This is a genomic window from Hyphomicrobium sp. DMF-1, from assembly GCF_027886585.1.
GTDB lineage: Bacteria > Pseudomonadota > Alphaproteobacteria > Rhizobiales > Hyphomicrobiaceae > Hyphomicrobium_C > Hyphomicrobium_C zavarzinii.
In genome coordinates this window covers 2,549,494-2,573,961 of the sequence record NZ_CP115706.1, presented here as the reverse complement: position 1 = coordinate 2,573,961, position 24,468 = coordinate 2,549,494, and the positions used below count along the sequence as shown (strand labels likewise).

Genomic DNA, 24,468 nt, shown 5'->3' with positions numbered 1-24,468 from the left:
ACGAATTAGTCCTTCATGGCTTCAACCGAGCCGGTGGGAAACACCACTCCGGCGAACTCGGGATAGACCTTCCTCAGAATTTCGATCTGCTGCACTTCGCTGACCCGGAGCAGATACCAGGCTCCCCCGTCCATCAGCGCCAGCGTGTGGGAGTTCACCGAGATATTGCCGTTTCCGGCATCCATCACGGTGATAGTCGGGATCAACGCAAACGGCGTTCCGTCGGCAAGCTGCTTCTCCTCCAGCTTGGACGTATCCATGCCGAACGAGACGAGCTTCACGGTCTCGAGCGCCTGCTTCGTCATCCCGATAACGAGCGTGCGAAGCTTGTCTCTCTCGAGGCCCGCCTGCTCCGCGATGTGCGAGAGAACGCGGGGCGGAATGGTGTCCACCACCACGCCATAGTCGCTCCCGCGCATGGCAGCATCGAACCGTTGAACCGTCGCCTTCAGCGAGCCGACTTCGTCGCCGCTGAGGCTGCGGGCGGCGGCGATGCCGTACGATCCGGCGAGCAGGAGAAACGCAAGTGTCAACGCTCCCGGACGGCGCAAGAAGCGCCGAGCCGGCACGGCCGGAAGCCGAAGCGTTTCTCCCAGGCGACGGAGCATCAGTGACGTCCACCCTTGCCGCCGGCGCTGTCCTTCTTCTTGTACATCGCGAGCATGCGGCTGGTGACAAGGAAGCCGCCGAAGATGTTGATCGAGGCCATCACCAGGGCGAGGAACCCGAAGATGCGAGCGAGCGTCGTGCCTTCAGCGACGAGCTCGACGCCGACCGCGAGCAGTGCGCCGACCACGATTACGGAGCTGATCGCATTGGTGACGCTCATCAGCGGCGTGTGCAGCGCGGGCGTGACGCTCCACACCACGTAATAGCCGACGAAGATCGCCATCACGAACACCATGAGGCGATAGATCGAGGGATCGACCGCGCCGCCGATGCCGTCACCGGACGCGAAAGCCGCCTGACCGGAGAGAGCGAGCGCGAGAGCCGCGCCCAATCCCGCGGCGAGCGGAGAAAGGAAAAGCGATGCCTTTTTCATGAGCAGGACCCTCAGGCGGCCGGTTGCGGAGCGAGGCTGGGATGCACGATCTTGCCGTCCTTGGCGACCAGCGTCCCCTTCAGGATCTCGTCGTCCCAGTTGACCTTGAGCACCTTCTCCTTCTTGTCGAAGAAGAGCTCGAGGAACGTATAGAGGTTCTTCGCGTAGAGGTTCGACGCGTTGACCGGCACCGTGCCCGCGAGATTGATGGGCCCGACGATCTTCACGCCCGAGACTTCCACCGTCTGCCCCGGCACCGTCGCCTCGCAGTTGCCGCCGCGCTCGGCGGCGAGATCCACGATCACCGAGCCGGGCTTCATGCTCTCGACCATGGCGCGCGTGATGAGACGCGGCGCCGGACGGCCGGGAATGAGCGCGGTCGTGATGACGATGTCCTGGGTCTTGATGTGGCTGGCCACCAGCTCGGCCTGCTTGGCTTGATACTCCGGCGACATCGGCTTGGCGTAACCGGCAGCCGTCTGCGCCTGCTTGAACTCGTCATCCTCGACCGCGATGAACTTCGCGCCGAGCGACTGCACCTGCTCCTTCGTGGCTGGGCGCACGTCCGTCGCCGACACCACCGCGCCGAGACGTCGCGCCGTCGCGATTGCCTGCAGACCCGCGACGCCGACGCCCATGATGAAGGCCTTGGCCGCCGGAACGGTGCCGGCAGCGGTCATCATCATCGGCAGTGCCTGTCCGAACTGCGAAGCGGCATCCACCACCGCCTTGTAGCCGGCAAGGTTGGCCTGGCTTGACAGCACGTCCATCGACTGGGCACGGCTGATGCGCGGCATGAACTCCATGGAGAAGAGGCTCGCGCCCGTCCCCGCCAGCGGCTCGATACCGGCCTTGTCGTAGGGGTCCAGGATCGCCGCCACGATGGCACCCGGCTTGAGCTGCTTGACCTCGTCCACCGAGGGACGGCGCACCTTGAGCAGGATGTCGGCCCCGGCCAGCGTCTCCGCAGCCGTGCCGGCGATCTCCGCGCCTTGCGCCTTGAGCACCTCGTCGGAGAAACGGGAGCGAAGCCCCGCGCCGCTCTGGACGCGAACCTTTGCGCCAAGCGCCGCGAGCTTTTTCACCGTCTCGGGCGAGACCGCGACGCGCGGCTCATCCGGCCCTTCGGCCGTCACAGCAATCGTAACCATCGGACCATCCGTAGACACGTCGATGAGACCGGCCATGCCGGCCCCGGGGCCATCCCCGGCAAGCACAGCGTGCCAGGCGTCCACAACAGCGAGCCGTGCGAAAAATCGCCAGTCAGCGCGCCATCCGACACCCGGACACGCTCGTGAAGTCTTGGATTAGACGAGGAAGAACGCCATGCCGGCAAGCAGCAGGACAAGGAACACGATCGCGAACTTGGTCCAGCCGATGAAGTTTGCATACGTGCGGTTGTGCTCAGCGTAGTCCATTGCCGGATGACCGCCCGCTGTATTGACCCCCATAAAAACCTCCCGGGATGTGCATTGGTTATATTCGCTTGGTAACCCAAGCCACCCCGCGCATCAAGCCCGCCGCGCGTTCTACGTGCGGAAGATCAAACCCCGGAACTGCCGCGGGAAGGGCCTAAATCTGGGCCAAATCAGGTGTCAGTACCGGCAAGCCCCTCCAAACGTCGACCAAAGACGGAGTGGGCTGCAGGAGCCTCTGATGCCCAAACGTCTGACCGCCGGACCGTTTTTCGACGGAACATACACCCGATTTGGTCGACTCGCTGCCGCCCTGGCCGCGCTCGCGGCACTGGCTCTGCCGGCCTTCGCGCTCGAAGAGCCACCCGGCGAGATGCCCGCGCTCAAGGCCTGCGAAAAGCGTCTCTGCACGATGATTCTCGACAAGAGCGCCAAGGGCGACGACCTCAAGTGTGACGTTCAGAAGACCTGGGCGAAATCCTCCCTAGAGGGCGGCGAAAGCAAGGGTGTTTCCTGGGGATTCGGCGATGCGCGCTGCTCGGTGAACCTGAAGCTCGGCCGCGCCGACATCGTCGCGGCGCTCACCAAGCCGAAGCACACCGTTTTCATCCCCGCCCACGAGGTCAACTGCGTCATCGAGCGTGAAGGCCAGGTCAAGCCGCTGACCGCCAAGGTCGCGCCGAAGCTGGTGTTCAAGGGTGGAAAGGCCGACAAGGTCTGGATCAACCTCGAAAGCATCGACGGCCCGGCCGACGTCAAGTCGACCATCTGGACCGCCGCCAAGCTCGAGGATTCGATCGGCATCTTCCACCGCCCGATGATCAAGTCGATCAACAAGTTCATGCACTCCCAGTGCGCCAAGCGCTATGGGCCCGACGCGAAACCGGAAACGGCGGACAAGAAGGATGGGAAGGACAGCAAGACCAAGGTCGCGGCGCCCGCGGTGAAAACCCCGGCCGCCAAAACGGAGGCTGCGAAGGCCGCCACGAAGGCGGAGAAGCCCGCGCCGGTGAAAGCCGATGCTGCGTCCACGCCCGCTTCCGCCAAGGCCGAAGCCAAAAAGGACGCGCCGAACGAGGCCAACCCGGCCACCGCGCCGCCGCCGAAGGAGCGGGCCACGGCCTCCGCCCCCTAGCAGGCTCACACGTCCGGCAACGGAAAGAAGACCCCCTCGCTCCAGATCCCGAGGCCGGATCCATCGGGACCTTCGCACGCGAGATCGACGAGATCGTACACCAGCGCCCGCGTCACCAGCGCGTCCAGGCGGCCTCGCACGTGGACATAGGGCTTGAGCCCTCCGTCCCGCCCCTCCGCCACGAACCGGAGCGGATGGTCAGCTCCGCATCTGACGACGTCATCCACATTGGTGCGGAACAGCAGAGACTGCCCGCGCCCCGCCCCGCTGGCCTCCATCTCGACGGCGATGAACGGGACGTCTGCCACCGCCACGTCGACCTTCTCGACCGGGGTCACCAGGAAGTAGCGCCCATCCTCGTCGCGCCGCAGGACGCGTGCAAAGAGCTTCACCAGCGCCGGGCGGGGAATGCGGCTGCCCTGGTAGTGCCAGCTCCCGTCACGGGCGATGGCAAGACCGATGTCGCCGCAATAGGGCGGGTTCCAGCGCTCGACCGGCGCGGCGCCGTTCTGGTCAGCGTTCTTGAGAAGATCCTGGAGCCTGTCCATCGTGTCCGCGTCTCGCGCTCAACTCGTGAAAATCATGGCTCGGTCAGACCATTAGTCAAATGCTCGCCTGCCGCAAAACAGGAAGATGGGGGAAGCCGCGATCGCACCCCGCCTCAGCCCTTCGTTTGCCATCCGCTTCACGCGCATTTCAATGGGTAAGGTAGTATCCCGAGGCGTCTTACCGAGTATTAACTTGACCTGGAGCCCCGCGAGCCGGTCACATCCCTAAGATGCGCGTCAGGCTTGTCCCGGCGGCGCCCCTTTAAACACGAGAGCTGGGCCCTTTCCATCCATGAGCACCGTCATCCAGACTGAAGAAGCGATTGTGCCAAAGCTCGAAGCGGCGGCCGAGCGCATCAAGCGCGCCCACAAGGCGGCCGGCTCGGTGATTTTCGGCCAGGACGTGGTGATCGAGCGGACGCTGATCACCATCCTCTCTGGCGGACACGCGCTTCTCATCGGCGTTCCCGGTCTCGCCAAGACCCTTCTCGTCGAGACGCTCGGCCGCGTGCTCGGCCTCGACGCGAAGCGCATCCAGTTCACGCCTGACCTCATGCCGTCCGACATCATCGGCTCAGAGGTGCTGGAGGAGAGCCCTGGCCAGCGCCGCTCGTTCCGCTTCATCAAGGGACCGATCTTCACCCAGCTTCTGATGGCGGACGAGATCAACCGAGCCTCGCCCAAGACACAGTCGGCCCTTCTACAGGCCATGCAGGAGCATCACGTAACGGTGGCGGGCACCCGCCATGACGTGCCCCAGCCGTTCCACGTGCTCGCGACCCAGAACCCGCTGGAGCAGGAAGGCACCTACCCGCTGCCGGAAGCCCAGCTCGACCGCTTCCTGCTCGAGATCGACGTCACCTACCCGGATCTCGCAGCCGAGCGGCGTATGTTGTATGCGACCACAGGTACTGACGAGCGCGTCGTCGAAAGCGTGCTGAACGCCGGCGAGCTGATGAGCATTCAACGCCTCGTGCGGCAGATCCCCGTGCCCGACAAGGTCGTGGAGGCGATCCTCAAACTCGTGCGCTCTGCGCGCCCGGGCACCGGCGCCAATGCCGACACGGATCGCTTCGTGGCATGGGGACCCGGCCCCCGCGCCAGCCAGGCCTTGATGCTCGCCGTGCGCGCCAAGGCGCTCATCGACGGACGCTTGGCCCCCTCGATCGACGACGTGATCGAGCTGGCCGAGCCGGTTCTCAAGCATCGCATGGCGCTCTCGTTCGCGGCGCGAGCCGAGGGCGAGGAGCTTGGTCCTCTCATCGCACGCCTGGCCCAGGCGGTGGAGTAAAGCTGATGGCGGCGCCCCGTGGGGGCATCCCCGGAAAGTCATCCGAACAGCACGACGCGCAGGTTTTCAGCCTGGAGCGCGACGCCCATGGCGTGGCCGACCGGCTGCCCGACCTGCTGCTTGAAGCCGACCGCATCGCGCAGACCGTGGCCCATGGCGTCCACGGCCGCCGCCGCGCCGGTCCCGGCGAGACCTTCTGGCAGTTCCGCACCTACGAGCCTCAGGACGCCGCGCAACTGATCGACTGGCGCCGCTCCGCCAGCTCCGATCATCTCTATGTCCGCGAGCGGGAATGGGAGGCCGCGCACACGCTGTGGCTCTGGCCGGACCTGTCTCCGTCCATGAATTTCCGTAGCCATCTCGCATCCGTTACGAAGCGCGATCGCGCCCTCGTGCTCACACTCGCAGCCGCCGAGCTGCTGGTCAGAAGTGGCGAACGCGTGGGCCTTCTGGGCCTCACACAGCCGACTTCGAGCCGGCGCGCCGCGACCCGCATCGCGGAAGCCATCGCCTCGAATTCGGACGCACCGCAACTCGCCTCCGGCAAACCGTCGAACGCGCGCGTGAGCCGCTTCTCGGGGCTCATTCTCGCGAGCGATTTCCTTGATCCAATCGAGACCATCCGCGAAAGCGTCGAGGTACTGGCCGCGAACGGCGCGACGGGTCACATGATCCAGGTGCTCGATCCCGCCGAGGAGACCCTGCCTTACGAAGGACGCACCGAGTTCCTCGGCCTCGAAGGCGGAGAGAGCTGGATTGCGGACCGCGCCGAAAGCCTTCGCACCCGCTACCAGGCCCGCCTCAAGGCGCACCGCGACGAGTTGCAGGCGCTTGCCGTGCGTCTCGGCTGGTCGTTCCTCGTCCATCATACCGACCGCCCGGCGACCGAGCCGTTGCTCACCCTGATCATGCGCCTCGAAGGGCGCGATTCCGGATACCGCTGGCAGATACCGACGCCGGGGGCCGCCGAGCACGGCGCGCCCGGCACTGAAGGAGCCCCATGAGCTTCGGCGCCCTGGCATTCCTCAATCCGTGGCTGCTGGCGGGCCTCGCCACGCTGCCGCTGATCTATTGGCTGCTGAAGACCGTTCCGCCCCGCCCGAAGCAGGTGGAGTTTCCGGCGACGCGCATTCTCGTCGGCCTCGAAAACGAGGAGAAGACGCCCGCCAAGACGCCCTGGTGGCTGCTGCTGATCCGCCTCCTCGCAGCCGCCCTTGTCATTCTCGCCCTCGCCGAGCCCGTGCTGAACCCCACGCGCGACCGCGCCCTGACCGGCACCGGCCCCGTCGTGCTCGTCATCGACAACGGCTGGGCCGCGGCCTCGGGCTGGACGCGCCGCACGGGGCTCGCCGAGCAGGTCATCGCCGACGCCCAGCGCCAGAACCGGCCCGTCATCGTGGCCGAGACAGCCCCCGAGACGAAGTCGAGAACGCTGAAGCTCGAAGCACCGAGCGACGCGCGCGCCACCCTCGCGGCGCTCCAGCCGCGCCCCTACGCGCCAGACCGCAAGGCAACGCTTGCCGCTCTCACCGAGACGCTCGCCACCACGAAAGCCGCTGGCCCGAGCATTCTCTGGCTGACCGACGGCATCGATCACAAGGAAGAGGCCGCGGCCTTCGCGAGCGGCCTCGAAACTGCGGCCTCCGGCGGAACATTTGCCGTGGTCGAGGAATCGAGCGGCGAGGAGCCCTTGGGGCTGACGGCAGGCGTCGGACCGGATGGCAAGCTGATCGCGACCGTTTTGAGGACCGGCGGATCTTCGCGCGCTGGCCGCATTGATGCGTTCTCGGCCCGTGGCCAGCGCCTTGGCGAGACGCCTTTCACGCTCTCTGCAGGAGCAACGGCCGCCGAAGTGACGTTCGATCTGCCCCTTGAATTGCGCAATCAGGTGACGCGCCTCGAAATCGCCTCCGAGCATTCGGCAGGCGCCGTGAGCCTGCTCGACGGACGCTCGCAATGGCAGCGCGTCGGCATGATCTCGGGCGAAAGCCAGGAGCAGTCGCAGCCCCTCCTCGCGCCCCTCTACTATCTCGAAAAGGCCGTGCAGCCCTACGCCGAGATCATCCGGCCAAAGGATCACAACCTCGCCCAGGGCATCGATACGGTGCTGAAACAGAAGGCGAGCGTGCTGATGCTCGCCGACATCGGAACGCTGTCGGGCGACGTGAAGGAGCGTGTGAAATCCTGGGTCGAGAAAGGCGGCGTGCTCGTGCGCTTTGCAGGCCCCCGCCTCGAAAGCGGCGGCGACGATCTCTTGCCGGTCGCGCTTCGCGTCGGAGGCCGCACGCTCGGCGGCGCGCTCTCCTGGTCGAGCCCGCAGCCCCTCGCCGACTTCGACAACACGAGCCTGTTCACCGGCATCCCGGTTCCGAAGGACGTCACCGTCAGCCGGCAGGTGCTCGCCGACCCGGCTCAGTTGACACCATCCGTCAAGGTCTGGGCCCGCCTGGCGGACGGCACGCCGCTCGTCACCGCGACGACCCTCGGCGCAGGCCAGGTCGTGCTCTTCCACGTGACTGCCAATTCCGACTGGTCGAACCTGCCGATCTCGGGCCTCTTCGTCGACATGTTGCGGCGGATCACAGCCCTCGGCAGCCTGGCTCCGGTCGGCGCCAACGAGGACACCGCCGCCGACAAGGCCGCCACCAGCGAAACGGCCGCGGCCTCTCCCGACGCCTTTGCTCCCGTGCAGACCCTGGACGGCTTCGGCATCCTGCGCCCGCCGCCGCCCACCGCCGAAGGCATTCCGGCTGAAAAACTGGCAACCGTCGAGGCTAGTCTTGTTCACCCGCCCGGTTACTATGGGGCACAAGGAAGTCCGCGCGCGCTCAACGTTCTGGGTCCCAAGGCGACGCTCGCTCCGCTTCCTGCCCGCCCGACCGGAGCCTCGCGCATGCTCTACGAAAGCCAGCCGTCGACGCCGCTCGCCCCCGCGCTGCTCACGGGCTCGCTGGCGCTGATTTTCGCGGACATCATCGCAGTGCTCGCCCTTCTCGGCGCGCTCGGCTGGATCGCGAGCTGGCTGAAGCCGCGAGCGCGGACGGCCGCAGGCGCCCTGCTCGTCGCCCTCGTTTCGGGCGCGCTCCTCACGCCTAACATTGCGAAGGCTCAAACGCCCGCGGGCTCGCCATCCACGCGCCCCGAGAACATCGCCGATATGCCGGGCGGCACGACGGCCCAGAAGGCAACGGAGAACGTCACCCTCGGCTACGTGCTGACCGGAGACCCCGGCGCGGACGCGACGAGCAAGGCCGGTCTCTCCGGTCTCTCACGCATCCTGGCAGTCCGCACCGCCGTTGAGCCCGGCGAGCCAATCGCCGTCGACATCGTGAAGGACGAGATCGCGTTTTTCCCCGTGCTCTATTGGCCCGTCATCGAAGGCGCCAAACCCCTTCCCCAGCCGACACTCGCCAAGATCGACGCCTACATGAAGCAAGGCGGCATGATCATTTTCGACACACGCGATTTCGGCACCGGCATGCCCTCGGGATCGACGATGGAGGGCCGCAACGGAATGGCGCTGAAGCGCCTCGTTGGCGCCCTCGACGTCCCGCGCCTCGAACCCGTTCCCGAGGATCACGTGCTGACCAAGTCGTTCTACCTGCTGCGCTCGTTTCCCGGACGCTGGGAAGGCGGCCAGCTCTGGGTCGAAGCGAGCGATGAGGGCGACGGTGAAAGCCGCAAGGCGCGCCGCGCCGACGGCGTCACCTCCATCATGATCACCTCGAACGATTTCGCCTCTGCCTGGGCGCTCGACAGCTCCGGGCGTCCGCTCTACCCGGTCGTTCCCGGCGGCGAGAGCCAGCGCGAGATGTCGCTGCGCACCGGCATCAACATCGTCATGCATGCGCTGACCGGCAACTACAAGGCCGACCAGGTCCACGTCCCCGCTCTGCTCGAGCGTCTGGGGCAGTGAGTTCGCAACGCACACAGTCGAGAGCAAAGAGAAAGGCAAGCCGCACGTGAGGAGCACGTCATGAGTTGGTCGATCGAGTTTGCGCCGCTGGTGCCGGTTCCGCTCATCTGGGCGGCCGCCGTCGCAGCCGTGCTGCTGGTCGCCATCCTGCTCTTCCGCAAGAGCCGCGGCGCCCTCTGGCGCGGCCTCGCGCTCGCGGCCCTGATCGCAGCCCTTCTCAACCCGACGCTGCGCGAGGAGGAGCGGGAGAGCCTCGCCAACATCGCCCTCGTCGTCGTCGACGAAAGCACCAGTCAGGCTCTCGACAAACGCCCCGAGCAGCGCGCCGCCATCCGGACCGACCTGGAGCAGCGCCTCGGCAAGATCAAGAACCTCGAGGTGAAATGGGTGTCCGCCGCCAAGGAGGACACAACCACCGGCCAGGGCACGCAGCTTTTCGCGGCCCTGAACCAGGCCCTCACGAGCACCCCGCCGGATCGCATCGCGGGCGTGATCTTCATCACCGATGGACAGGTGCACGACGTCCCGAAGCAGACGACGGCGCTCGGCTTTGATGCGCCGGTTCACGCCCTGCTGACAGGAACGCCGAACGAGTTCGACCGGCGTATCGAGACGCTGAAGGCGCCGCGCTATGGCCTCGTCGGCCAGTCACGTGACATCGAGATCGCAGTGCGGGAATCCGGAAAATCACCGCAGGCGGGCGGCCCCGTCACGCTGAAGGTGCGCCGCGAAGGACGCCCCGACGAGGTGCGCACCGCCGCCATCAACCAGCCCGTCACCATCGACATGCCGTTCCCGCACGCGGGCACCAACATTCTCGAGGTTGAGCTCGAAACCGCGCCCGGCGAGCTGACCCCCGCCAACAATCGCGTCGTGATTGTCGCCGAAGGCGTGCGCGAGAACCTGCGCGTGCTCCTCGTATCGGGAGAGCCGCACGCGGGCGAGCGCACGTGGCGCAACCTTCTCAAGTCGGATGCTGCCGTCGATCTCGTCCACTTCACCATTCTGCGTCCGCCGGAGAAGCAGGACGGCACGCCGATCAACCAGCTCTCGCTCATCGCCTTCCCGACGAAGGAGCTGTTCTCGGACAAGATCAAGGATTTCGATCTGATCATCTTCGATCGCTACGAGCATCGCGGCATCCTGCAGCTCATCTACTACGACAACATCGCCCGCTACGTGGAAGGCCACGGCGGCGCCGTGCTCGTGGCCGCAGGCGACGACTATGCCGGCATGACGAGCCTCTACCGCACGCCGCTGTCGCCGATCCTGCCGGCTGCCCCCACGGGGCGCGTGCTGGAGGAGCCGTTCCGCGCCAAGATTACCGAGGAGGGATTCCGTCACCCGGTCACCCAGGGCCTTCTCGGCGCGAACTCCATCGGACCGGACCGCCCCGCCACTTGGGGCCACTGGTTCCGCCAGGCCGAGGTTCGCCCCGATCGCGGGCGCGTCGTCATGGAGGGCGCTGAAGACCGCCCGCTGCTCGTGCTCGACCGCAAGGGCAAGGGCCGCGTCGCGCTCCTCACGTCCGATCACGCCTGGCTCTGGGCGCGCGGCTATGAAGGCGGTGGTCCCCACACCGATCTCTTGCGCCGCCTCTCGCACTGGCTGATGAAGGAGCCGGACCTCGAGGAGGAGCGCCTGATCGCCTCCGCGCGCGGCCTCAAGCTCACCATCGAGCGGCGCACGCTGGAGGACAAGGTCGCCCCGGTTACCCTCTCTGCACCCGGCGGCGAGCGCACCGAGGTCACGCTCGAGCGCGAGCGTCCCGGCGTATGGAAATCGACGCTCGATGTGAAGCTGCCCGGCCTCTACAAAGCCGAGAGCGAAGGCCCGTCGGGCACGCTGACGGCCGTCGCGCACGCCGGCGTCGAGGACCCGCGCGAGATGAGCGAGGTCGTCGCCACCGACCACAAGCTGAAGCCGCTGATCGAAGGCACCGGCGGCGGCATCTACTGGACGCGGACCGACAGCACGACGGCGGGCTCAGACGTCACCGTCCCCCGCGTCGCCATGATGTCGGGTGCACGCGTGCTCGCCGGCTCTGGTTGGATGGGTCTGCGCGACCGCGAAGCCTACGTGACCAAAGGCGTGAAGCTGACGCCGATGTTCACCGGCTTCCTCGCACTCGCTGCCCTGCTCGCCCTGATGGCTATGGCCTGGTGGCGCGAGGGCCGCTAGCCCGCGCAGCGCGATCGCACGAGGCATCGTCGAGCGGAGCGAGTGTAGACTTGCGTGCTGGCGCAACGTTGAAACCGCAAGCCCGCCCGCTCTCGGAAGCCTTGGCCCTGCTGGAGAAGACCCTTGCCTCCGCGCCGGAGAAAGGTGACCTCCTAAGACGTCGCCTGGCTGCTCTTCACCACCACGCGATAGCCCGATGCTTCGAGCCGCGCGAGCACGCCTTCGAGGTTCGAACGGTCCCGCGTCTCGATGACGAGGTTCAATTCCGTTCCCCGCGCGGGCAGATCCGTGAACACGCGCTGGTGATAGACCTCGACGATGTTGGCGCCTGCCTGCCCGACGACTCCCGCAACGCGTGACAGCTCGCCGGGCCGGTCCGGAATATCGATCGTCAGCCGCGAAAGCCGCCCCTCGCGCGCAAGCTCGCGCGTCAGCACGCTTGCGAGCAGACGCGGGTCGATGTTGCCCCCTGTCAGCACCAGCCCGACCTTGCGGCCTTTCCAGCGCTGCTTGTCGGCCATCATGGCGGCGAGCCCGGCGGCACCCGCTCCTTCGACAACAGTTTTCTCGATCATCAGCAGCGCGAACGTCGCGCGCTCGAGATCGGTCTCGCTGACGAGCACGATATCGTCCACCAGCTTGCTGATGATGCTCGCAGGAATGAGACCGGGGTCTGCCACGGCAATGCCCTCGGCCAGCGTATCGCCCCGCGTCGGAAGGTGCGTGCCCTTGATCTTGTTGTACATCGACGGGTAGAGCGCGGCCTCGACACCGATCACCTCGATGCTGGGCTTGATCGCCTTCGCGGCGACCGCCATGCCGGAGATGAGCCCGCCGCCACCGACCGGCACGATCAGGACTTCGAGATCAGGCACCGCGTCGAGCATTTCCAGCGCGACCGTCCCCTGCCCCGAGATGACGAGGCGATCGTTGTAGGGATGCACGAACACGAGCCCGTGCTCCTCGCCGTAGGCGCGGGCGAAACGCGCGGCCTCTTCCAGCGTCTTGCCTTCGAGGATGACATGGGCGCCCCAGCGCTTGGTGTTCTCCGCCTTCACCGCGGGCGTGCCTTCCGGCATCACGATCGTCGCGGGAATGCCGAGCCGCCCCGCATGATAGGAAACGCCCTGCGCGTGGTTTCCGGCCGACATGGCGATGACGCCCCGCTTGCGCTCCTCGGGCGAGAGAGCCGAGAGACGGACGAGCGCGCCACGCTCCTTGTAGGATGCGGTGAACTGCAGGTTCTCGAACTTGAGCCATAGATCCGCGCCGAGATCGTGACCCAGCGTCCGGCTTCTGTCGCAAGGCGTGCGCACGACGGCGCCATCGATAATCTTGGCCGCCCGCCGTACGTCCTCGAGGGTGACGGGAAGTTCAGTATCCGGGGTATCGGCCATGAGGTCCTTGCCTTGAGAAACGCGGCCGCCCGATAGGGTTTGAGGCCGGTGCGGAATTCGATACAACGGCTGCCTGGAACGAGACAAGGATCGAAGCGAATGGCCAAAGTGGCATGGATCGGCTTGGGCGTCATGGGCTACCCCATGGCAGGGCATCTCCTCACGAAGGGCGGCCACGAGCTTCGGGTCTACAACAGGAACGGAGCCCGCTCGGAAGCCTGGGTCGCGGCCTATGGCGCCGGAACCCGCCATGCCACGCCCGCCGCCGCCGCGGAAGGCGCAGACTTCGTCTTCTCCTGCGTGGGCAATGACGACGACCTGCGCGCGGTCACAACTGGCCCCGATGGCGCGTTCGGGGCCATGCGCCCCGGCAGCATCTTCGTCGATCACACCACGGCGTCCGCTGACGTCGCCCGCGAGCTCCACGAGGCGGCCCAGAAGCAGGGCATTTCCTTCATCGACGCGCCGGTGTCTGGAGGACAGGCCGGTGCGGAGAACGGGCAGCTCACCGTGATGTGCGGGGGCGACGCGGCGGCATTCCGGGCAGCCGATCCCGTCATCCGCGCGTTCGCGAAGGCGGTTCGTCTGATGGGACCGGCAGGCTCCGGCCAGCTCGCCAAGATGGTGAACCAGATCGCCATCGCCGGACTGCTGCAGGGCCTCTCGGAGGCGATCGCATTCGCCGAGAACGCCGGCCTCGACGTGGGGTCGGTGATCGACACCATCTCGAAAGGCGCAGCCCAGTCCTGGCAGATGGAAAACCGCTCGAAAACCATGCACGAGCGCCGCTTCGATTTCGGCTTCGCCGTGGATTGGATGCGCAAGGATCTCGGCATCTGCCTCGCCGAAGCGAAGCGGAACGGCTCGACGCTCGCAGTCACGGAGCTGGTGGACCGCTACTACGCCGAAGTCCAGGACAAAGGGGGCGGCCGCTGGGACACGTCGAGCCTTATCGCGCGCCTGCCCTCCACGCGGCCCGGCACCTGAAAAACGACACCACTCAAAAAACTGGAGCGTGTGATCCGAGGGAACCCGGCCGCACGCTCCTGGGGCCTCAAATCGCCTTAGTTCCGGATTGGTGTGAGCGGGCCGTTCGCAACGGCTCCCGGGCAACCTCCGATAGGGTGACGCGATGCCGATCACGGCCTTCTACGCTTCGCTACTGGCGTTTCTGTTCCTTCTCCTCACCGCGCGGGTGATCGCCCAGCGCCGGGAGGCCCGCGTCGAGATCGGCCACGGAGAAAGCCCGGAGCTGCTGCGCCGCGCGCGCGTTCATGCGAACTTCGCCGAGTATGTGCCCATCGGGCTCTTGCTGCTCGCCTTCGCGGAAAGCCTCAAAGCGCCGTCCATCGCGCTCCATGCGCTCGGCGCCGCGTTCGTGGCGGGGCGCTACATTCACGCCTACGCGCTCTCGCAGACGCCTCACGTGCTGAAGCTTCGCGTCATGGGCATGTGGCTGACGCTGATAACCATCGGCCTCGCGGCGCTCACCTGCTTCGTGCTGGCCGGCATCAATCTGGTTGTGTAGGAGCGCCGCGCCTCAACCGCTGCGCTTCTTCTCCATCGGCGGCCGGGCAAAGGTCAGCGGCAGCGCGGTCGTGTGCTTGATCTCCTCCATCGCGAACGCGGAGGACACCTTGGCGATCTCTACGTGCGAGATGAGCTTCTTGTAAAACACGTCGTAGGCCGCGATATCTGGCACCGCCACCCGCAGCAGGTAATCCACCTCGCCGGACATGCGATAGAACTCGACGACCTCCGGAAAGTCCGCAACCGCCGCGTGAAACCGCTCGAGCCAAGCCAAGCTGTGCTTGTCCGTCTTGATCGAGATGAACACCGTCACGCCAGCATTGACCTTGACGGGATCGAGCACCGCAACCCGCCGCTTGATGACACCCAGCTCCTCGAGCTTCTGGATGCGCCGCCAGCAGGGTGTCGTCGAAAGCCCGACCTCTTTTCCGATCTCCGCAACCGGCCTCGTGCAGTCTTCCTGCAGGATCGAAAGAATTTTGACGTCCATGTCGTCGAGCATGGGGAGACCAATCGGCTGGAATGGATTTTCCGAATAAAGACTTTCCGCAAGATCAGTTTGTTCCCTCGCCATGGTCAAGCGAATTAATCCGAGTAATTTTACTACTCCCATGGATCAAGGCATCGACCTCCCGCCTGAGCTCCGGCACCAGGTCCTGCTCGAACCACGGATTGCGCTTGAGCCAGGCGTTGTTGCGCCAGGACGGATGGGGAAGCGGGAGGAAGCGGGGCAGGCCTGGCCGCCCGAGATGACGGCGGTAATCCCGCACCGTCTCGCCGAGGCTGGGCCCGGCCTCCGGACCCAGATGCCAGCGTTGGGCATAGATCCCGATCAGCAGCACCAGCTCGAGTTGTGGCAACAGCTTGAAAAGCCGGGGCCTCCAGAGCGGCGCGCACTCACGCCGGGGCGGCAGGTCTCCGCCCGCCGCGTCCTGTCCCGGAAAGCAAAAGCCCATGGGGATGATGGCGATGCGCGCCTCGTCATAGAACTCGGCATCGGTGACACCCATCCAGTCGCGGAGACGCCGGCCGGAGGGATCACTGAAAGGAACGCCAGAAGCGTGCACGCGAGTCCCCGGCGCCTGCCCCACCACCGCCAAGCGCGCCGTCTGGCTGACACGCAGCACCGGGCGCGGCGCGTGCGGAAGCGGCGCGCCGAGCGGAGCTTCGATACACTGGCGGCAGCGACGGATTTCACCCACCAGCCGGCCGAGCGCTGGCTTCAAGCGATTGCCTTCCTGCTTGAGACTGTTGTGCCGGATCAGATCTCGCGCTGGAGACCATCCTCCGCGATGCTGACCTTGGGATGGCGGATAGCCTCTCTGTTGGCCAGCGCCTCAGGCCCGAGATGAGTGAGCATCACGGACTTGGCACCCAGCCGGTCCAGATTGGCTTCGATGATCCGCCAGTTGAGATGATAGCGGGCGGGAGCCTCGAAAGCGAAGCATTCGCAGATGAAGAGATCGGCCCCGTTCGCCGCCGGAATGAGCGTCTCCACCCATTCCGTATCGCCGGAGAACGTCAGCACCTTGCCGTCGACCTCGAACCTCAGCGCATAGGGGGTGGCCCCCGAGGGATGGCTGACGACGAACGGCGTGACCCGCACCCCGCCGACCGTAAGGGGCGTAAAATCCTCATAGCTGACAAAAGTAAGCTCGAACCGCCGGGGGGTGGCCGTACACCCAGGAAACAGCGCCTCCGCCGCAACCTTGAAGCGCTCCTCGAGCCCCTTGGGCCCGGCCACGGTCAAAGGACGCGTTCGCCCCGCAACATGCAGCGCATGGATCAGCCACCAGACCAGACCACCGAAATGATCGCCGTGCAGATGCGTGATAAATATCGTAGAAATATTATTCGTATCAATATCTTGCCTAAAAATTCCGGTCAGCGAGGTGGCCCCGCAGTCGATCAGGAACTCCCCGGCGCCAGACGACACGTGAAAGCAGGTTTGCAGACGCCCTCCCGATCCGAAGGCGTCGCTCGATCCGATGATTGTAAGCTTCATGCCCGCTCCAGCACGCGCATTGGCAGTTCAATCTCCCATCTAACCGCGCCGCGCCCTGCTCGCCTGTTCCCTTGGGAACAGACGGAGCGGCCTAGAATGCCGCGGGGATAAACCCATCGTTAGCGAATTCTGGGGACAGTAGCGGTGGGCAGACCCACGACCTATACCCTCGGCAGTCTCGCGACAAGGTCCCGAAAATTCGGGCGGCATTGCGGGCATTTGGCCGTCGTGAAACCCTGCACGGCGGAAGCATGGACAAAGAGACAAGAACAGAAATTCTTGCTGAGCTGAGACAGCGCCACGCCGCCCGTAAGCGCACGGACGAGGACGTGAAGGCCGCGCGCGACCGCCTGACCCGCGGCACCGACATCAAGCCCGAGTTCGAGTTCGAGCTGATGAGCATGTTCGCGCGCAACGAGCTGAGCGCGGCCGTCACCATCTGGGCGCTCGCCGCCATCTTCTCCCTCGCCTCCATGTTCTGGGCGCCCTGGAAGCAAGGCTGCCTGTGGCTGATCCTGGTCATCACCTCCAAGGTGGCCCTGCTCGAGCTCTGCCGCCGCTTCGTCGCTCAGGCCCGCCCCGACAGCGACCTGCGCGTCTGGCGGCGCCGTTTCATCCTCGCGGAGCTGTTCTGCGGCCTCGTGTGGGCCGGCTTCGCGCTCGTCGGCATGGAGGGACAGGGCGCAGCGCCCGCCGCGCAATCCGCCGTCTTCTCCTCTCACGTCTTCATTTTCGCATCGCTGATCGTGCTGCTCGCGGTGCGCATGACCTTCACCTCGACGATGATGAGCCTGCTCTACGTGGGCACCATCCCGATGACGCTCGCCGTCTCCGCCCGCCTCCTCATGCTGGACGAGCCGTTCTACTACGCGCTCGCCACCATGGCCGTCGGCGTGCACATCTACTTCGTGTTCCTCGCCAAGGGTCTCCAGCAGACCACCCTTCAGATGCTCGCCTTCCGCGCCCAGAAGGACATCCTCATCGCGGAGCTCGACGAGGAGAAGCTCGTAAGCGACGAGGCACGCAAGCGCGCTGAGGCGGGAAGCAAGGCGAAGTCCCGCTTCCTCGCCACCATGAGCCATGAGCTGAGAACGCCCCTCAACGCCATCATGGGATTCTCCGAGGTGATGAAGGACGAGCTGTTCGGCGAGCATACGACGCCCGTCTACCGCGACTACTCGCGCGACATCTACGACAGCGGACGCCACCTCCTGCAGCTCATCAATGAGATCCTGGATCTTTCGCGCATCGAGGCCGGGCGTTACGAGCTGGCCGAGGAGCGCGCCCACCTCGGCGACATCGCCGAGGATTGCCAGCGCCTTCTCGCGCTCCGGGCAAGCGGCAAGGGCCTGCAAGTGAACCTCAACATCGCACCGGACCTCTCCCAGGTCTGGGTCGACGTTCGCGCCATGCGCCAGATCTGCCTCAACCTCTTGTCCAACGCGATCAAGTTCACACCGAAGGGCGGAACGGTCACGATCACCGTCGCGCCGACACCAGAAGGCGGCCAGTTCCTTTCCGTGCGCGACACCGGCCCCGGCATCCCGGAGGACGAGATCCCGAAAGTGCTCCAGGCATTCGGCCAGGGCTCGCTGGCTCACGAGACCGCGGAAGGCGGCACGGGATTGGGCCTTCCGATCGTCAAGAGCCTGATCGAGCTGCACGACGGCACGTTCGATCTGCGCTCGGAGCTGCGCAAGGGAACCGACGTCTGCGTGGCGCTGCCGCCGAAGCGCGTGCTTGCGACCGTGGCCCCGCTTCAGCCTCTCGGCGCCGAGCGCCACCGCCAGGTGGCCCCGCCGCCGTCGAGCCGCCAGCCACGCCTTCGCATGCCGCCCAAAACCACGACACCGACCCCGCGCCCACCCCGCGTCGCCTGAAATCCGGCACACGGCCGCAAAAAGGCGCGTTTGCCGCGCCCGCCTGCCATTGAGGCCGCCGCCGGGACTGCTTAAATTGCTGACCGGAAGCCGAAAAATTACGGAGCCGCCGACGAGGCGTTCATGGATTCTCCCTGCATCAAGGTCTGCGTCATCAACCCGAAGGACGGCCTCTGCGACGGCTGCTTGAGGTCGCGCCACGAGATCGCCCGCTGGTCGTCCTATTCGGACGCGGAGCGCCGCACGATCATGCAGGCGCTGAAGCAGCGCCGCGCGAACGTCAACGGTTAGCACACCGGATGAGGCGCAGGATCAGGCACCGCCAAGCCAGGGAAACAACCTGACATGCTCGCCATTCTCATCGCCATCCTTGCGGGCCTCGTCGCGCTCTACTGGGCTTTGAGCGGCGACACCGATTCCTTTGCCGCCGCGGCCAGCGACAATGCTGCCTACATCGTGGCCGGGCTGGCGCTGGCCGCGCTCTATCTCTCGACGATGAGCGGCGACTACCAGGGCAAGCGGCGCGAGGCTGTCCGCCACGCCGCGACCTGGATCGTAATCGCGCTTGGCCTCATCGTGGCCTACACCTACCGCGAGGAGCTGAAGACGGTCGCCTACCGCGTGGCGGGCGAGGTTCTGCCCCCCGGCCACTCGCTGCTCGTGGAAAACGCGCCGACCGGCGAGCAGGCCGTGCGCCTGCGCCGTCACGACAACGGCCACTTCGTCGCCCGCGGCGCTGTCAACGGCGTGAGCCTCTCGCTTCTGGTCGACACCGGCGCCTCCACGGTGGTGTTGAGACCGGCCGACGCCGAGCGGGCAGGCGTGGACACCAAGTCCCTGTCCTTCACCGCGCCTGTCTCCACCGCGAACGGGACCACCTACGCCGCCCCCGTGCGCCTCAAGGCCGTCTCCGTCGGCCCCCTCGAGATCCGTGACGTCGAGGCCCTCGTCGCCCAGCCCGGCGCGCTGTCCGAGAACCTGCTCGGTATGAGTTTCTTAAAGCGTTTGCGATCCTATGAGTTTTCCGGCGATTTCCTCACCCTCCGGGGCTGACGTGGCCGGTCCTTGAGGCGCCGGATTGGCGCTTCGCACCGGAGCGCAATCCATGGCCCTGTCGTCCGGCACACGGTCCCTACTCGGCGAACTGGCAAGCTGGGGCGCTGCGGCTTTCATCCTGATCGCCGGCGTCACCCACTACGATACCTTGCGCACCGTGATGAACGGCGCTCTCGGCATCCCGGCCTCCGACGGGAGCACCCCGGAAACGGAGGCGTCCGCAGAGCCCCTCCCCGCCCGCAACGGAACGGAGGAGCTGAAAGCAGGCCCCGACGGCCACTACTACGCTACCGCCGAGATCAACGGACGCGCCCTGGACGTCATGGTCGACACCGGCGCCTCCATGGTTGCATTGACATACGAGGACGCCGAACGCGCCGGCATCCGCCTCAAGCCCTCCGATTTCACCAACCGCGTCAGCACCGCCAACGGGGTCGCCGCCGTGGCACCCGTGACGCTCGATCGCGTCAGCATCGGCCGGGTGACCGTACGCAACGTGCGCGCCGCCGTCTGCGAGCGCGGACGCCTGAATAAGACCCTGCTCGGCATGAGCTTTCTGTCTGAGCTTGAGCGCGTGGACATCCGCCAGGGCCGTCTCGTCCTGGTCGAATAGCCGCGCCTCGTCAGGAAACGATTTTAAGCTTCACGCATTGAAGCCGCGCCGTGCGCTGGCAATGCCCTGGGCTTGTGGTGCATAAACGGCGCCGTATACGGACGCCTGTCAGACTGCACGCGTTTTCGCCGTATTCCGGTCCCAAGACCCTCGCCGGCCAGACACGCACTGGCAATGAAGACACACGCCGGCAATGCCCCCGATAGACACTGTACCTGCCTCACCGCCGCGAAGCTCCGCCGATCCCAACAAAGGTCACTCGATGTTTCCGAAACCCCGCGCCGATCTCGTCCCCAACACAGCCGATTTCGAACGCCTGCCGCTGGTGAAGCCAACCGGCTTCCGCGAGTACGACGCGCGCTGGCTGTTCCCGCAAGAGATCAACCTGATGGGCCTCAACGCGGTGGGCCTCGGCATGGCGAAGCTCTTCGAGGAGCGCGGTGTGAAAAAGCGCATCGTCGTCGGCCATGATTTCCGCTGGTACTCCGCCTCCGTCAAGCAGGCGCTGATCACCGGGCTTCTCGCTGGCGGCTTCGAGGTGCACGACATCGGCCTCGCGTTGTCCCCCATGGCCTACTACGCCCAGTTCGCGCTCGATGTGGAAGGCGTCGCCATGGTGACGGCCTCCCACAACGACAACGGCTGGACGGGCGTGAAGATGGGGCTCTCCCGCCCCCTCACCTTCGGCCCCGACGAGATGGGCCGCCTGAAGGAGATCGTTCTCTCCGGCAACCTCGAGCCGCAGGATGGCGGCCGCTATATTTTCGTGCCCGATCTCGCAGAGCGCTACATGGCCGCCCTCGCCGATCGTCCGCGTCTTAAGAACCGCCTCAAGGTGGTGGCAGCCTGCGGCAATGGCACGGCCGGCGCGTTCGCGCCCAAGGTGCTGGAAGCCATCGGCTGCGAGGTGATCCCGCTCGACGCCGAGCTGGACCACAGCTTCCCGCGCTACAATCCGAACCCCGAAGACATGAAGATGCTGCACGCCATCGCCGAGGCAGTGGTGAAGCACAAGGCCGACGTCGGCCTCGGCTTCGACGGTGACGGCGACCGCTGCGGCGTGGTGGACAACGAAGGCCACGAGATCTTCGCCGACACGGTGGGCGTGATGCTGGCGCGCGACATCTCCGCCCGTCATCCGAACGCGGTGTTCGTGGCCGACGTGAAATCCACGGGTCTCTTCATGACCGATCCCGTGCTCCAGGCCGCCGGTGCGAAAACGCTCTACTGGAAGACTGGCCACTCCTACATGAAGCGCTACACCTTCGAGCAGAAGGCTCTCGTCGGCTTCGAGAAGAGCGGTCACTTCTTCTTCCAGCCCCCGCTCGGCCGCGGCTATGACGACGGCCTCGTCGCCGCCCTCGCCGTCTGCGACATGCTCGATCGCGCCCAGGGCCAGACCATCGCCGATCTCCGCCGCGCGCTGCCGAAGACCTACCAGTCCCCCACCATGTCGCCCCACTGCGACGACGAGAAGAAGTACGGCATCGTCGAGCGCGTCGTGGCCGACTACGAGGCCCTCGCCAAGGCGGGCGGCACCGTGGCAGGCCAGAAGATCCGCGACCTCGTCACCGTCAACGGCGTGCGCGTCACGCTGGAGGACGGCACCTGGGGCCTCGTCCGCGCCTCCTCCAACAAGCCGGAGCTCGTGATCGTCGTCGAGAGCCCGGTGTCCGAGGAAAACAAGATCGCCATCTTCCGCGATATCGAAGCGCGCCTCGCGAAGTTTCCCGAGGTGGGCGAGTACAATCAAAAAATCTGAGCCCTTGCACGGCCCCGTTCGTGAGGCGACATTACTCGCCCAACCGCGGAGCTTTGCAACGATGCTGATCGCTAATATTACGGCTGCGGTGTGCGCCTTCGCCATTGCTGGCGGCGGTCTTTGGGCGTACGGCGCGACACCGGCCGAAGGTTCATGGCCCATGCAGTGGGGGATCACCGGAGACGTGAACTGGCGCGCGCCGCGGATTGCCGCGCTCGCCTTCACCTATGTCATCGGCGCCTTTGTCCTCGGCGTAACCGCTCTGGCAGCGAACGGACGCGACCAGCCTTTCCTGCTCATCGCCACCTCGCTCGTCTCAGCGCTCGTCTTCGTCCTCTACTACGCCGCGGTCGTACGCGATCAGAGCGCCTGACCTATCTGTCGAGCCAATCCGGTCAGGCACTTCGAGCGCACGGGTTGCGCGTCAACCACCGAGATCAGAAGCCGCATCGCGACCGTGAAGAGAAACGCCGCGAACGCGAGTTCGAGCTTGCGCCGCGAGATGCCGTGCGCCACGCGCACGCCGAGCGGTGCGGTGAGCACGCTCATCGGGATGATGATCGCCGCACCGAGCACGCTCACGAAGCCGAGCGAGACCGGCGGCAGCTCCGGATTGCCCCAGCCCGCCCACACATAGCCGAGCAGTCCCGGGATGGCGATCAGCGGCCCAAATCCGCTGGACGTAGCGACTGCCTTCAGGATCGACCAGCCGCAGAGCGTGAACATCGTCACAAGGAACATACCCCCGCCGATGCTCATCAGCGTCGAGACGAGTCCGATCGCGAACGCGGCGAACCGCACGAGCCAATTGTCCGGCACATCGTTGGCGAGCCGCCAGTCCTCGCGCCCCAGCGCCATCTTGAGGGAGAGGAACCCCGCGCAGACGATCCAGACCCACTTGAGCGCCACACCGCTCACGCTGGAAACAAGGGCGATCCCGGCGAGCACACCGCCGATCACATAAGGCGCGAGCCGCTTGAGAACGCCCTCGTCCACGGCCCCCTTGGCGCGATGGGCGCGGAAGGACTGGATCGCCGTCGGCACGATCACCGCGAAGGAGGTGCCAAGCACCATGTGCATCCGGATGTCGTCCGGCACATGCAGGAACGTGAACGTCTCGTAGAGGATCGGCACCAGCACGCCGCCCCCGCCTATCCCGAGCAGGCCCGCGAGAAAGCCCGTGATCAATCCGGCCGCGAGCAGCGCGACCACGAGCCAGGCGAGTTCGCCGTGCGCCAACGCAAGATCCATGTCCATGAGGGAGAGCGCCCCTATTCTGCCGCGACGGCATCGCGTTTGCGCGCGGAAGACGTCCCTTCCGCCAGCGCGATCGCCTCGACAAGCACGTCGAGCCCCGGCCCCTCGCCGACGCCGTGCTCGGAGAGATGGCGGCGGAACAGCCGCGCGCGCGGCTGGCCGTGATAGAGCCCGAGAATGTGCCGCGTGACGGAATTGAGCCGCCCGCCGTCCGCAAGATGCGCCTGCACGTAAGGCAGAAGACGCTCAAGCGCCGCGCCGCGAGACACGGCGGGCTCCGGCGAGCCGAACAGAGCGCGATCCACCTCCGCCAGCAGATAGGGCGTCTGATAAGCCGCGCGCCCGAGCATCACGCCATCCACGTGCTGGAGATGCCCGGCCGATGCGTCGAGCGTTTCAATTCCGCCATTGACGACGATGGTGAGATCCGGCCGCGCCGCTTTGAGCCGATAGACGCGCCCATAGTCGAGCGGCGGAATTTCCCGGTTCTCTTTCGGAGAGAGCCCTTGCAGCCACGCCTTCCGCGCGTGCACGATGAAGATGCGAACGCCCGCAGCGGACACGGTCTCGACGAAGCGCGTGAAATCCGCTTCCCCATCCTGCTCGTCGATCCCGATCCGGCACTTGACCGTGACGGGGATCGAGACACGCGCCTGCATCGCGGCAGCGCACGCGGCAACGAGCGCCGGCTCCGCCATCAGACACGCCCCGAAACGCCCGTCCTGCACGCGGCTCGAAGGACACCCGACGTTGAGATTGATTTCGTCGTAGCCGAACGCTTCCCCGATGGCCGCGGCCTCGGCGAGCTTTGCCGGATCGGAGCCCCCGAGCTGCAGCGCGATCGGATGCTCTTCCGCCCCGAACCCGAGCAGCCGCTCCCGGTCGCCATGGATCACGGCATCCGCCGTAACCATCTCCGTATAGAGCCGCGCCTCCCGCGACAGAATGCGATGGAAAAACCGGCAATGCCGGTCCGTCCAATCCATCATCGGAGCGATGCAGAACCTGTGAGATCGGTCGTTCAAAAGAGCCTCGGGCCAAGTCTCTGGCAGAGCCCCATTTACCCCGCAAAACGTTGTGTGGCCAAGCCCAAGAAATTGGACCCGATGCCGCGCCGACGATTGCGGAGATGGAGGTGCAGGGTGTGGTTACGCGCGGGATGCAGGAGAAGGGTAAGAAACGCAGCGCCACTCGCGGCGAGTGATGCAGGAGGGCGAAGCTGCACCCGCGCACGCACTAAGCGCCCGCCCTCCGGCATGGTACGCCAGCCGGGCTGCCGCGCGCCGAGCCGCTGGCCTCCTTCGCTGCGCTCAGCCCATTCCACCACATAGTCAGTCAACAAACAAATTGTGGTGATCTCGTAACTCTGAACAGAAAATCACCGAACAGAGTATTATCACGCCTTCGCACCACACTCCGAATCGTAGCCCTCTTGCAGCC

24 protein-coding genes are annotated in these 24,468 nt (G+C 65.9%); 13 read left to right on the top strand and 11 right to left on the bottom strand.

The annotated features are described in order from the left end of the window. Positions 1-5: 5 nt before the first annotated feature. From PE058_RS11685 to PE058_RS11670, 4 genes are all read right to left on the bottom strand, one after another. A complete protein-coding gene (locus PE058_RS11685) occupies positions 6-608 on the bottom strand; it encodes a hypothetical protein (protein ID WP_020087778.1) in 603 nt (200 codons plus the stop codon). Continuing rightward, the gene (locus PE058_RS11680) at positions 608-1,042 is read right to left on the bottom strand and encodes a proton-translocating transhydrogenase family protein (protein WP_020087779.1); all 435 of its coding nucleotides are present in this window, start codon (positions 1,040-1,042) and stop codon (positions 608-610) included. Before PE058_RS11680 ends, PE058_RS11685 begins: the two co-directional genes overlap by 1 nt. 11 nt (positions 1,043-1,053) lie before the next feature. Next, on the bottom strand, positions 1,054-2,193 hold the full coding sequence (locus PE058_RS11675) for a Re/Si-specific NAD(P)(+) transhydrogenase subunit alpha (RefSeq protein WP_026868305.1): 1,140 nt from the start codon (positions 2,191-2,193) through the stop codon (positions 1,054-1,056). 156 nt (positions 2,194-2,349) lie between these two features. Then, on the bottom strand, positions 2,350-2,493 hold the full coding sequence (locus tag PE058_RS11670) for an aa3-type cytochrome c oxidase subunit IV (protein WP_020087781.1): 144 nt from the start codon (positions 2,491-2,493) through the stop codon (positions 2,350-2,352). A 205-nt stretch (positions 2,494-2,698) separates the two neighbouring features. Between PE058_RS11670 and PE058_RS11665 the strand changes: the two genes are divergently transcribed. Continuing rightward, positions 2,699-3,592, top strand: coding sequence for a hypothetical protein (locus PE058_RS11665; protein WP_271028460.1), 894 nt, complete (start codon positions 2,699-2,701; stop codon positions 3,590-3,592). Positions 3,593-3,597: 5 nt separating this feature from the next. Here the strand turns inward: PE058_RS11665 and PE058_RS11660 are convergent, their stop codons facing one another. After that, the gene (locus tag PE058_RS11660; protein ID WP_271028459.1) at positions 3,598-4,140 is read right to left on the bottom strand and encodes a DUF1285 domain-containing protein; all 543 of its coding nucleotides are present in this window, start codon (positions 4,138-4,140) and stop codon (positions 3,598-3,600) included. 292 nt (positions 4,141-4,432) lie between these two features. Here PE058_RS11660 and PE058_RS11655 point away from each other — a divergent pair, with 292 nt between their 5' ends. From PE058_RS11655 to PE058_RS11640, 4 genes are read left to right on the top strand one after another with little or no spacing between them, the layout of a single operon-like run. Next, entirely contained in the window at positions 4,433-5,431 is a 999-nt protein-coding gene (locus PE058_RS11655; RefSeq protein ID WP_020087784.1) for an AAA family ATPase, read from the top strand. A gap of 5 nt (positions 5,432-5,436) precedes the next feature. Beyond that, on the top strand, positions 5,437-6,435 hold the full coding sequence (locus tag PE058_RS11650; RefSeq protein ID WP_271028458.1) for a DUF58 domain-containing protein: 999 nt from the start codon (positions 5,437-5,439) through the stop codon (positions 6,433-6,435). After that, positions 6,432-9,347 (top strand): DUF4159 domain-containing protein, encoded by a 2,916-nt coding sequence (locus PE058_RS11645; protein ID WP_271028457.1) that lies wholly within the window; start codon positions 6,432-6,434, stop codon positions 9,345-9,347. The genes PE058_RS11650 and PE058_RS11645 overlap by 4 nt, the downstream gene beginning before the upstream one ends. A 60-nt stretch (positions 9,348-9,407) precedes the next feature. Then, positions 9,408-11,528: a hypothetical protein gene (locus tag PE058_RS11640; protein ID WP_020087787.1), complete on the top strand. Its 2,121-nt coding sequence runs from the start codon at positions 9,408-9,410 to the stop codon at positions 11,526-11,528. A 152-nt stretch (positions 11,529-11,680) separates the two neighbouring features. Here PE058_RS11640 and PE058_RS11635 read toward each other — a convergent pair whose 3' ends face one another. After that, the gene (locus tag PE058_RS11635) at positions 11,681-12,925 is read right to left on the bottom strand and encodes a threonine ammonia-lyase (RefSeq protein ID WP_020087788.1); all 1,245 of its coding nucleotides are present in this window, start codon (positions 12,923-12,925) and stop codon (positions 11,681-11,683) included. A gap of 99 nt (positions 12,926-13,024) precedes the next feature. Between PE058_RS11635 and PE058_RS11630 the strand changes: the two genes are divergently transcribed. Both PE058_RS11630 and PE058_RS11625 read left to right on the top strand, forming a co-directional pair. Then, on the top strand, positions 13,025-13,912 hold the full coding sequence (locus tag PE058_RS11630) for an NAD(P)-dependent oxidoreductase (protein WP_271028456.1): 888 nt from the start codon (positions 13,025-13,027) through the stop codon (positions 13,910-13,912). 145 nt (positions 13,913-14,057) lie between these two features. After that, positions 14,058-14,453, top strand: coding sequence for an MAPEG family protein (locus PE058_RS11625; RefSeq protein WP_020087790.1), 396 nt, complete (start codon positions 14,058-14,060; stop codon positions 14,451-14,453). 12 nt (positions 14,454-14,465) lie between these two features. Here the strand turns inward: PE058_RS11625 and PE058_RS11620 are convergent, their stop codons facing one another. From PE058_RS11620 to PE058_RS11610, 3 genes are read right to left on the bottom strand one after another with little or no spacing between them, the layout of a single operon-like run. After that, on the bottom strand, positions 14,466-14,957 hold the full coding sequence (locus tag PE058_RS11620) for an Lrp/AsnC family transcriptional regulator (RefSeq protein ID WP_020087791.1): 492 nt from the start codon (positions 14,955-14,957) through the stop codon (positions 14,466-14,468). 52 nt (positions 14,958-15,009) lie between these two features. Next, complete coding sequence (locus PE058_RS11615) at positions 15,010-15,681, bottom strand: uracil-DNA glycosylase family protein (protein WP_271028455.1); 672 nt, start codon at positions 15,679-15,681, stop codon at positions 15,010-15,012. A gap of 35 nt (positions 15,682-15,716) precedes the next feature. Next, on the bottom strand, positions 15,717-16,460 hold the full coding sequence (locus PE058_RS11610) for an MBL fold metallo-hydrolase (RefSeq protein ID WP_020087793.1): 744 nt from the start codon (positions 16,458-16,460) through the stop codon (positions 15,717-15,719). 251 nt (positions 16,461-16,711) lie between these two features. On the opposite strand from PE058_RS11610, the gene PE058_RS11605 reads away from it, so the two are divergent. The 6 genes from PE058_RS11605 to PE058_RS11580 all read left to right on the top strand — a co-directional run bounded on the left by PE058_RS11605 (position 16,712) and on the right by PE058_RS11580 (position 22,144). Further along, complete coding sequence (locus PE058_RS11605) at positions 16,712-18,340, top strand: sensor histidine kinase (protein WP_020087794.1); 1,629 nt, start codon at positions 16,712-16,714, stop codon at positions 18,338-18,340. 123 nt (positions 18,341-18,463) lie between these two features. Continuing rightward, complete coding sequence (locus tag PE058_RS11600; protein ID WP_020087795.1) at positions 18,464-18,631, top strand: DUF1289 domain-containing protein; 168 nt, start codon at positions 18,464-18,466, stop codon at positions 18,629-18,631. 54 nt (positions 18,632-18,685) lie between these two features. Further along, positions 18,686-19,393: a retropepsin-like aspartic protease family protein gene (locus PE058_RS11595; RefSeq protein ID WP_020087796.1), complete on the top strand. Its 708-nt coding sequence runs from the start codon at positions 18,686-18,688 to the stop codon at positions 19,391-19,393. Positions 19,394-19,445: 52 nt separating this feature from the next. After that, on the top strand, positions 19,446-20,009 hold the full coding sequence (locus PE058_RS11590) for a retropepsin-like aspartic protease family protein (protein ID WP_020665395.1): 564 nt from the start codon (positions 19,446-19,448) through the stop codon (positions 20,007-20,009). A gap of 262 nt (positions 20,010-20,271) precedes the next feature. Beyond that, the gene (locus tag PE058_RS11585) at positions 20,272-21,771 is read left to right on the top strand and encodes a phosphomannomutase/phosphoglucomutase (protein ID WP_020087798.1); all 1,500 of its coding nucleotides are present in this window, start codon (positions 20,272-20,274) and stop codon (positions 21,769-21,771) included. Positions 21,772-21,832: 61 nt separating this feature from the next. Further along, complete coding sequence (locus PE058_RS11580; RefSeq protein ID WP_271028454.1) at positions 21,833-22,144, top strand: hypothetical protein; 312 nt, start codon at positions 21,833-21,835, stop codon at positions 22,142-22,144. On the opposite strand, the gene PE058_RS11575 is transcribed toward PE058_RS11580, so the two are convergent. Together PE058_RS11575 and dusA are read right to left on the bottom strand one after the other, a co-directional pair. Beyond that, entirely contained in the window at positions 22,132-23,028 is an 897-nt protein-coding gene (locus PE058_RS11575; protein ID WP_271028453.1) for a sulfite exporter TauE/SafE family protein, read from the bottom strand. The two genes, PE058_RS11580 and PE058_RS11575, sit on opposite strands and share 13 nt — an antisense overlap. 14 nt (positions 23,029-23,042) lie before the next feature. Further along, on the bottom strand, positions 23,043-24,053 hold the full coding sequence (dusA, locus tag PE058_RS11570) for a tRNA dihydrouridine(20/20a) synthase DusA (RefSeq protein WP_271028452.1): 1,011 nt from the start codon (positions 24,051-24,053) through the stop codon (positions 23,043-23,045). Positions 24,054-24,468: the final 415 nt, after the last annotated feature.

Excerpts from the sequence above, each read along its gene's own strand:
- PE058_RS11685 (WP_020087778.1), bottom strand. The coding sequence starts at position 608 with ATGCTCCGTCGCCTGGGAGAAACGCTTCGGCTTCCGGCCGTGCCGGCT.
- PE058_RS11680 (WP_020087779.1), bottom strand. The coding sequence starts at position 1,042 with ATGAAAAAGGCATCGCTTTTCCTTTCTCCGCTCGCCGCGGGATTGGGC.
- PE058_RS11675 (WP_026868305.1), bottom strand. The coding sequence starts at position 2,193 with ATGGTTACGATTGCTGTGACGGCCGAAGGGCCGGATGAGCCGCGCGTC.
- PE058_RS11670 (WP_020087781.1), bottom strand. The coding sequence starts at position 2,493 with ATGGGGGTCAATACAGCGGGCGGTCATCCGGCAATGGACTACGCTGAG.
- PE058_RS11665 (WP_271028460.1), top strand. The coding sequence starts at position 2,699 with ATGCCCAAACGTCTGACCGCCGGACCGTTTTTCGACGGAACATACACC.
- PE058_RS11660 (WP_271028459.1), bottom strand. The coding sequence starts at position 4,140 with ATGGACAGGCTCCAGGATCTTCTCAAGAACGCTGACCAGAACGGCGCC.
- PE058_RS11655 (WP_020087784.1), top strand. The coding sequence starts at position 4,433 with ATGAGCACCGTCATCCAGACTGAAGAAGCGATTGTGCCAAAGCTCGAA.
- PE058_RS11650 (WP_271028458.1), top strand. The coding sequence starts at position 5,437 with ATGGCGGCGCCCCGTGGGGGCATCCCCGGAAAGTCATCCGAACAGCAC.
- PE058_RS11645 (WP_271028457.1), top strand. The coding sequence starts at position 6,432 with ATGAGCTTCGGCGCCCTGGCATTCCTCAATCCGTGGCTGCTGGCGGGC.
- PE058_RS11640 (WP_020087787.1), top strand. The coding sequence starts at position 9,408 with ATGAGTTGGTCGATCGAGTTTGCGCCGCTGGTGCCGGTTCCGCTCATC.
- PE058_RS11635 (WP_020087788.1), bottom strand. The coding sequence starts at position 12,925 with ATGGCCGATACCCCGGATACTGAACTTCCCGTCACCCTCGAGGACGTA.
- PE058_RS11630 (WP_271028456.1), top strand. The coding sequence starts at position 13,025 with ATGGCCAAAGTGGCATGGATCGGCTTGGGCGTCATGGGCTACCCCATG.
- PE058_RS11625 (WP_020087790.1), top strand. The coding sequence starts at position 14,058 with ATGCCGATCACGGCCTTCTACGCTTCGCTACTGGCGTTTCTGTTCCTT.
- PE058_RS11620 (WP_020087791.1), bottom strand. The coding sequence starts at position 14,957 with ATGCTCGACGACATGGACGTCAAAATTCTTTCGATCCTGCAGGAAGAC.
- PE058_RS11610 (WP_020087793.1), bottom strand. The coding sequence starts at position 16,460 with ATGAAGCTTACAATCATCGGATCGAGCGACGCCTTCGGATCGGGAGGG.
- PE058_RS11605 (WP_020087794.1), top strand. The coding sequence starts at position 16,712 with ATGGACAAAGAGACAAGAACAGAAATTCTTGCTGAGCTGAGACAGCGC.
- PE058_RS11600 (WP_020087795.1), top strand. The coding sequence starts at position 18,464 with ATGGATTCTCCCTGCATCAAGGTCTGCGTCATCAACCCGAAGGACGGC.
- PE058_RS11595 (WP_020087796.1), top strand. The coding sequence starts at position 18,686 with ATGCTCGCCATTCTCATCGCCATCCTTGCGGGCCTCGTCGCGCTCTAC.
- PE058_RS11590 (WP_020665395.1), top strand. The coding sequence starts at position 19,446 with ATGGCCCTGTCGTCCGGCACACGGTCCCTACTCGGCGAACTGGCAAGC.
- PE058_RS11585 (WP_020087798.1), top strand. The coding sequence starts at position 20,272 with ATGTTTCCGAAACCCCGCGCCGATCTCGTCCCCAACACAGCCGATTTC.
- PE058_RS11580 (WP_271028454.1), top strand. The coding sequence starts at position 21,833 with ATGCTGATCGCTAATATTACGGCTGCGGTGTGCGCCTTCGCCATTGCT.
- PE058_RS11575 (WP_271028453.1), bottom strand. The coding sequence starts at position 23,028 with ATGGACATGGATCTTGCGTTGGCGCACGGCGAACTCGCCTGGCTCGTG.